The sequence below is a fragment of the uncultured Aureimonas sp. genome, assembly GCF_913775355.1.
Taxonomy (GTDB): domain Bacteria; phylum Pseudomonadota; class Alphaproteobacteria; order Rhizobiales; family Rhizobiaceae; genus Aureimonas.
Map to the genome: position 1 here is coordinate 1 of NZ_CAJYIU010000231.1, position 6747 is coordinate 6747.

The window sequence follows — 6747 nt, forward strand, 5'->3', positions numbered from 1 at the left end:
GCCTGAAGGTCTCGGCCTTCCGGGCCCAGTTCGTTCAGCCAGTCCGCCATCTCGATCAGCGTCGTCGGGCAGACCTCGGGGCAGTTGGTGTAGCCGAAATAGACAAGCGACGGGCGTCCCTCAAACACGTGCTCGGTCACCGTCCGGCCCATTGTGTCGACGAGTTCGAAGGGGCGCTTGACCGCGCTGTGCTTCGCCTGACCGACATAGACGAAGCCAAGGGCGGCGAGGAGCACGCCGAGAAGCGCGACGAGGCCGCCGATCGCGAGCATGCGGTTGGCTGAAGCGGGCGATGACATCGAGACGATCCTTTCGGTCTCCAACGCTGATCGGTGGTCGGGGCTGTCGGGCGGCGAGCCGGTCGTCAGGGTCTGACGTCGATCGTCGTCGCGATGCGCTCCAGGGTGAAGTCGTCGATCAGCACCTCCGCCTGGACGGCCCAGGTGCCAGGAACGGGCAATGTCGCATCCGCCCGCCAGACCCCGTCGCCGCGGTTCTCCGCCGTCCGCCGGATGGGGCCGATGCCGCTGGCGGCCTGTTCGAACACGAAGGTGACGGACGTCGGCGCGACGGGGCCGTAGTCGATGGTGAAGAGCGTCGCTTCGGCTGTGACGGGCCCGGCCCGGCCGGGGACCAGCGATAGGTCGGCCATGACGGTTCGTCCCATCGCGTGGGCCGAGACGGGCTCGGCCGCGACCGCCGCTTCGACACGCGGCGGAGGCGTGAAGCGCCACAGGGCGACCGCCGACAGGATCAGGACCGCCAAGCCGATCTCGACGACGATAACCCGGGCCATCGCCACGGTCGCCGACGGCTCGCCGCGCAACGACCGCTCCGTGAGGCGCCAACGATTGTAGGCCGCGAGCGAGAACAGGACCGCGAGGAGGCAGAGCTTGGCGAGGAGGACCCTTCCGTAAGCGGTGGCCCAGAGCGCGGAGACGACGCCGACCTGCACCACCGCGAGAACCGCGCCCGATACCAGTAGCGCGACGACGACCCACGGGATGACCCGGGAGAAGCGCCGCAGCGCCGCCGTGTTGACCGGAGGGCCGCCGCGCAGGCACGCGGCCAACGGTACGAGGGCGCCGATCCACAGGGCGACCGCAAGCCCGTGTACGGCGACCGCCGGGCGCGTCAGCCATGTCGGAGAGGCGTTCGAGGCGTGACCACTCGACGCCAAGGCGGCTCCGACGCCGAGCAATGCGGCGGACGACAGCAGCGCGGCAAGGAACTGGCCGGGCACCCACGTCGCCAGGAGCGCCACCGCCATGGCCGCGGCCGCAACCGCGAGCGTCCAGGCGAAGCTGGTTCCCGCGCCCGCCTGCCACACGTGGGGATCGGCGAGCGCCGCCAAAGGCGCGCCGAGGGCATCGAGCCCCTGGGCGATCAGCGCGACGGGTGTCGCGAGAAGTCCTGCCAGAAGGGCCGCACGGACCAGACGCAGTGCGGCGCCGGACGGCCGTGACCCCACGAGAAGCCCGGTCGCGCCGCCGACCCCGAGGAAGAGCCCGACATACAGAAGAACACGCGACGCCCAGACGAGCATGCGCACGCCGAGGTCGTCCGTCATCGTCGCGGTCGGGGTCGCGCTGGTGCTTCCGATGGAGAAGACGACCGAACCGGCGACGGGGTGGCCGTCCGCGGAGACGACGCGCCAGGACAGGACGTGCGTGCCGCGGCCCATGTCGGCAGGCGCGGGAACATCGAGCGTGTTGCCGGAGAGACTCGCGCCCGACAGGTCCCGGCTCGATCCGTCGGGGCCGACCAAGACGATGCGGAGAGGGGAGACGGGTTCGCTGAACGTCATCTCGTAGCGCGACGGCGCGACCTCGAGAACGGCTCCGTCGGCCGGGGAGGTGGAGACGAGGCCCGCATGGGCCTGGGCGACCCCGATCCCGGCGAAGAGCGCACAGACGAGAGCGATCAGGCCGAGCACGGCATCGCGAAGGATGCCCGGTCGCAGCGGGACGGTCATGCGCGCCTCCATGGCGGAGGCGGTGCGGCGGGACCGCACCGCCGGACCTTCAGTTCTTCGGCAGGAGCGTCACGCCCGCGGCCGGGTACTCGTAGTCGTCGGCGGTCTTCCCGGCTTCGGGGATCTCGATCCAGCGTTCGGCCTTCCCCTCCGGGCATTCCTGCACGACCGGGAACCAGAGCTTGCCCCCGGTGGCGAGGTCCGGCGTCAGGTAAACGCGCATGACGAACTCGTCGTAGTAGGCGTCGGGCAGGTTGCCGCCACTCCAGGTGACCTCGCGCACGCCCTCGGTGAGCGGCGTACCGTAGTAGTCGAAGGTCTTGCCGTAGGCTTCGGTCTTGGTCGCGATCTCCCAGCCGGCCTTCGGCATCGGCTTGACGGAGATGACGCCGTCCGGAATGCGCACGCGCAGGGTTGTCGTCGGCGCGCCCTCGCAGCCGTGGCCGACGCGGAAGACGGCCTTGTAGCTGCCGCCGATCTTGGCCTCCTGCGTCTCCAGGGTGACGTGCGCTGAGGCTTGGCCAAGCATGGCGATGGTGGCTGCCGCTGCGACAAGAATGCGTTTGGTCATGGAATGGTCCCTTCGGGTTTGCCCTAGCCTCGTCGAGGCCTTCGGGCGGATGCATCGGGTCGTTGGTTCGCTCGGTAAGGAGCCGGACGCGTCAGTGCGCTTGAGCCGGGTCCGCGGCGCCATGGCCGTGATCGTTTGCGGGCTCCTTGGCGCCCATCGAGCCGACCTCGAGCTCGACCTCGACGGGGCCGGCCTTCTCGAAGGTCAAAGTGACGGGCACCAATGCGCCCTGCTTGAACGGCTCCCTGATGCCGATCAGCATGAGGTGGAAGCCGCCCGGCGCGAGCCTTGCCTCGCCGCCGGCCGGGATTTCGATGCCGCCGGCAACCTGCTTCATGTTCATGACGCCGTCGACGATCGTCATCTCGTGGACCTCGACCTTCTCGGCGACCGGCGAGGCGGCCGACACGAGGCGGTCGGCGGTGGTGCCGGCGTTCGACAGGGCGAGATAGCCAGCGCCCGTCCGGGCGCCCGGCGGCGTGGCGCGGCTCCAAGGGTGCTCGATCTCGATCGAGCCGACCTTGAACTCGTGGGCCTGAACATTCGCCGTTCCCGCGGCGAACGTCGCGCCGAGGAGGAGGAGGAGGAGGCAGGCGGCCCGTCGGGCTCGTTTGTGGAGGGGGCATGTGTTCGTCGTCATCGAATGTCCTCGGTTTTTGAGAGGCGATCCGCAGGGGCTCACCTCTGTGGTCGCGTGTGAAAGAAGAGGAGGCCCGCCGTCGCTGCTGGGAAGGACGAGTGCGCGCGGTCCGGGCTAAGGTCAGGACACCGTGCGCGAGTCGAGACGTCGCAGCTTGGTAAGGGCGGTGTCGTGCCCTTCCTCGTAGGCGATGGTGCCGACGAACCCACCGGCCGCGTCCAGAAGAAGGATCGCCGCCGTATGGTCCATCGTGTAGCCGCCGTCCTCGGTGGGTACCCGCTTGAAGTAGATGCCGTAGCTCTTCACCATCGCCCGCACCGGGTCCGGCTCGCCCGTGATCCCGCGGATGCGGTCGTCGAAGGCGGAGAGGTACGTGTGCAAGATTTCTGGTGTGTCCCGCTCCGGGTCCACCGACACAAAGACGACGTTGAGCCGTTCGGCGTCCGGGCTGAGTTCGCCCATCAGTCCTACGAGTTCGGCAAGCGTCGTCGGGCAGACCTCCGGGCAGAAGGTGAAGCCGAAGAACATCGCCGTCGGCTTGCCCCGCAGGTCCGTGTCCAAGATCGGCCGGCCTTCGTCACTCGTCAGCCGGAACGGCGTACCGAGCGGAGGCGCCAAGCTGTCGCTCCGCTTCCAGGGATCAAGAAGGGCGGTCGCGCCGATGGCGCCCCCGAGGACCAAGGCGGTGGCGGCGAGCGAAAGAAGGACGCGGTTGCCACGGGTCATCGTGCCTGGCCGCTTCGCGTAGCACACGGGAGTGTAGCGGCGCCTTCGGACGAAACCGCCGGGAAGAGGCGGGCAAGCGGACGGCGCAGGGCCGCCATGCGCTCGGGCGCGCAACGTGTGAAATGCATGGGAACGGCCTCTCGTCGACCGAGCAACCCACGCAAAGGCGTAGTCCGGTCGCAGATGACGGATACGATCCCGCGGCGGACGCGGCGGGGGCTCGATCGTCAGGCGAAGAGAGGCGGTCCTCGTGTGCTTCGAGGTGTCTCGACGGCACCGGAGCCGACGTCCTCGTACAGGACGAACGGCACGGACAGGATGACCGGCGGGCGAGCGAGAAGGGATACGAGCGTCGGAGGCGGAGCGCCGGGCGCCCCGAACATGCCGCAGCCCATCGAGCAGCATTCCATGAGCTTGGAATGGTGGTCGGACTTGCCGGACGGCTTGTGGTTGCCGCCGTTGCCGTCGGTGACGCAGAGGACGTTGCCGAACTGGTCACGCGGGAGGGGGTCGGCGGTGGCGCCCAGGGAGAAGCCGAGCAGCGCGGCCTGAACGACGAACAGGAAAGCGGCGAGCCGCACCATCCATCCGTTCGAGCCGTTGCGCCGCGGTTCCAAGTCCCGGTCCCCCTCTGATGCAGGAGTCGTAGCACCTGCGAACCGCCGTGAAAATGACGGTGCGCTGGACAAACGGTCCTATGGCTTCGATAGGCGGTGCTCCTTCCCTCCGAAACAGTTTCCTTGTCGAAACGCAAAGGCCGGACCGTCCGCTCCCTGGCCTCTGTCGTGTCCAGCGGAAAGCTCGATCGGGGGCGAGAGCGGTCGAAGCTGCGTCTCCTGCTCGTCCGTCAGCCCGCGCGGCCATCTGATGTCGAGGCCTTTTGAGCGGAGCCCCAATCTGTTCTGGCGGCTTGGGGCGACATGCCGTCGTTCCCGCAAGGCGACAAGCCCCGTGGCCGCGCGATGGGGGTCGCAGGGCTGCCGCTTTCACCCCGAAGCCCTAACGAGGGGGCACCGTGTTCGAGACCCCGGCGTTTCCACCAGGGGCCGACAGGGCCGCATAGCCAGAAGGAACACTGAAAAGAGCAGGGTCTACCGGACCGTATGTCACCTTCGTGGCCTCCATGACGGTCATCGGCGCCCCGCCCGGCGGCGTGGCGACTGCCCGAAGCAGCACCCCGTCGTCGGTGATGCAGGACGTTCCCTGACCCGGTCCAGCCGCCACATCCCATTCCGTGCAAGCTGTGCCGGCCACCGTCGCGGTGCCCTTCTGCGTGAAGGTCGCTCCCGGCGGCACGCCCTGCGTCATCGCCTCCACCGTCGCCGGCGGCATCGCCATGGTGGACTTCTGCTCGTCCATCACCATCACCGCGGTGTTGGCCTTCCGGTCCACCAGCATCCATCCCATCCCGCCCGGCAGGTCGGTCCGCTGCTTTCCGGCCGTGGCCGAGAACGCCATCCGCATCTCCTGCGGCGCCGAAACCGCACCGGCCGTCGCCGGGGTGTTCATGCGGTAGGTGACCGTGACATCGCGCGTTGGTTGCAGGTTGGCCGGTTGCGCCCAGGCAGGGACAGAGACGAGCACGAGAGGAGCAACACGAGTCAGAAGGCGGATCATACAGTCTCTTTCTGATTCGAAGGCGCTGGCAGCCTTCAGTCGATGGTGTTCAGCTTACCCATAAGACGGCGTTATCTTGTCGACACCGATCGAACGGCAATGCGGCGGGAGCTTGCCGGACACCTTAAGGCTCCATCACAACATGGGCGATTGCGGGGCGGCTCTCCCGCTTCCGCCTCATCCCTGGAGCAACAGATGGGGCGCCAATTCCTACGGCTGCGGGAAAAGGACGGTTTCGCAGGTCCCGTTTGTCGAACCGTCATCCGATAGGTAAGTTCGCCCGTGATGTCGGGTCAGTCCGCATCACTCGCATCGACGGGTACCGGGCTCAGTGGGAAACCCGGATGAGTCGACGTCTCTCCACGTTCCGGTCGGATTTGACCCGAGGGTGCGGCTCCGCCGTCCGCCCCGTCACGCGACATCCGCTTCTCGAAGCGGAACATGCCGCCGTCGCCCGGCAGGTCCGGCTCGCCGGGACCGCGAGGATGGGCCGGATCGGGGAAGCCCTCGTGGTGGTATGCGGTGATGTGGAAGCCGCAGATGTTGACGTAGAAGTGGATGTTGCGTCGCTCGAAGGTCGGCGTGTGGGTCGTCCAAACGCGCGTCCAGGGATAGCGCTCCTCGATTGCGGTCCAAGCCTTGCGGCCGAGGCCGCGGCCGATCTCGCCGGACGCGATGTAGAAGAGGTCCAGGGCGTTGTGGCGTGTGTGCCGATCGATCGTGACGACGGCGCCGCCGACCCAGCGTCCGTTCTCCAGAACGCGGTGGACCACGGCGTTCGGCGCCTCGAAGGAACCGTTCACGACGTCGTCGGAAGGGATCGATCCATCCTGAACGGAGCCGAACGTTTCGACGACGGCGATCGAGAACGCTGCCTGGAGCTCGCGGCGGAAGCGGGGAAGATCGTCAGTCGAGGCGATGTCCAACGTCACGATGTCGGAGGCGAGGTTGGCGTTCATGAGGTGCCTTCGGGTTGGGGAGTGGTGGACGGAGCGGATGTCGCCCCTCGGCGTACGGCAAGCCGCATGACGAGGACGAAGAAGACCGGCACGAAGAGGACGGCCAGCACGGTCGCCGAGATCATCCCGCCGAAGAGACCTGTGCCGAGCGCGTTCTGCGTTTCCGAACTCGGACCTCGGGCGACCACGAGCGGCACGATACCGAGCGCGAAGGCGAGCGAGGTCATCACGATCGGGCGCAGGCGCAGCCGCGCTGCCT

The 6747-nt window shown here is 68.0% G+C and carries 9 protein-coding genes; all 9 read right to left on the bottom strand.

Annotated features, from left to right (window positions below):
* Positions 1 to 299 (bottom strand): SCO family protein (locus tag QZ753_RS14045; protein WP_294644448.1); only part of this gene is annotated, 299 nt, incomplete at its 3' end.
* Positions 300 to 364: 65 nt separating this feature from the next.
* Positions 365 to 1975 carry a CopD family protein gene (locus tag QZ753_RS14050; protein ID WP_294644449.1) on the bottom strand — a complete coding sequence of 537 codons (1611 nt, stop codon included), beginning with the start codon at positions 1973 to 1975 and terminating at the stop codon, positions 365 to 367.
* Between the two features lie 49 nt (positions 1976 to 2024).
* On the bottom strand, positions 2025 to 2546 hold the full coding sequence (locus QZ753_RS14055; RefSeq protein ID WP_294644450.1) for a YcnI family protein: 522 nt from the start codon (positions 2544 to 2546) through the stop codon (positions 2025 to 2027).
* A 91-nt stretch (positions 2547 to 2637) separates the two neighbouring features.
* Positions 2638 to 3186, bottom strand: coding sequence for a copper chaperone PCu(A)C (locus tag QZ753_RS14060; protein WP_294644452.1), 549 nt, complete (start codon positions 3184 to 3186; stop codon positions 2638 to 2640).
* Between the two features lie 120 nt (positions 3187 to 3306).
* Entirely contained in the window at positions 3307 to 3912 is a 606-nt protein-coding gene (locus tag QZ753_RS14065) for an SCO family protein (protein ID WP_294644453.1), read from the bottom strand.
* A gap of 227 nt (positions 3913 to 4139) precedes the next feature.
* Positions 4140 to 4529, bottom strand: a complete 390-nt coding sequence (locus tag QZ753_RS14070) for a DUF2946 family protein (RefSeq protein WP_294644454.1) — start codon at positions 4527 to 4529, stop codon at positions 4140 to 4142.
* A 382-nt stretch (positions 4530 to 4911) separates the two neighbouring features.
* On the bottom strand, positions 4912 to 5529 hold the full coding sequence (locus QZ753_RS14075; protein ID WP_294644455.1) for a hypothetical protein: 618 nt from the start codon (positions 5527 to 5529) through the stop codon (positions 4912 to 4914).
* A 293-nt stretch (positions 5530 to 5822) separates the two neighbouring features.
* Positions 5823 to 6488 carry a GNAT family N-acetyltransferase gene (locus QZ753_RS14080; protein ID WP_294644457.1) on the bottom strand — a complete coding sequence of 222 codons (666 nt, stop codon included), beginning with the start codon at positions 6486 to 6488 and terminating at the stop codon, positions 5823 to 5825.
* The coding region (locus QZ753_RS14085) for an efflux RND transporter permease subunit (RefSeq protein ID WP_294644459.1) at positions 6485 to 6747 on the bottom strand (263 nt) is incomplete at its 5' end. The genes QZ753_RS14085 and QZ753_RS14080, both read right to left, overlap by 4 nt.

Bases quoted from the DNA above. Each gene is read 5' to 3' on its own strand.
- QZ753_RS14050 (WP_294644449.1), bottom strand. From the start codon at position 1,975: ATGACCGTCCCGCTGCGACCGGGCATCCTTCGCGATGCCGTGCTCGGC.
- QZ753_RS14055 (WP_294644450.1), bottom strand. From the start codon at position 2,546: ATGACCAAACGCATTCTTGTCGCAGCGGCAGCCACCATCGCCATGCTT.
- QZ753_RS14060 (WP_294644452.1), bottom strand. From the start codon at position 3,186: ATGACGACGAACACATGCCCCCTCCACAAACGAGCCCGACGGGCCGCC.
- QZ753_RS14065 (WP_294644453.1), bottom strand. From the start codon at position 3,912: ATGACCCGTGGCAACCGCGTCCTTCTTTCGCTCGCCGCCACCGCCTTG.
- QZ753_RS14075 (WP_294644455.1), bottom strand. From the start codon at position 5,529: ATGATCCGCCTTCTGACTCGTGTTGCTCCTCTCGTGCTCGTCTCTGTC.
- QZ753_RS14080 (WP_294644457.1), bottom strand. From the start codon at position 6,488: ATGAACGCCAACCTCGCCTCCGACATCGTGACGTTGGACATCGCCTCG.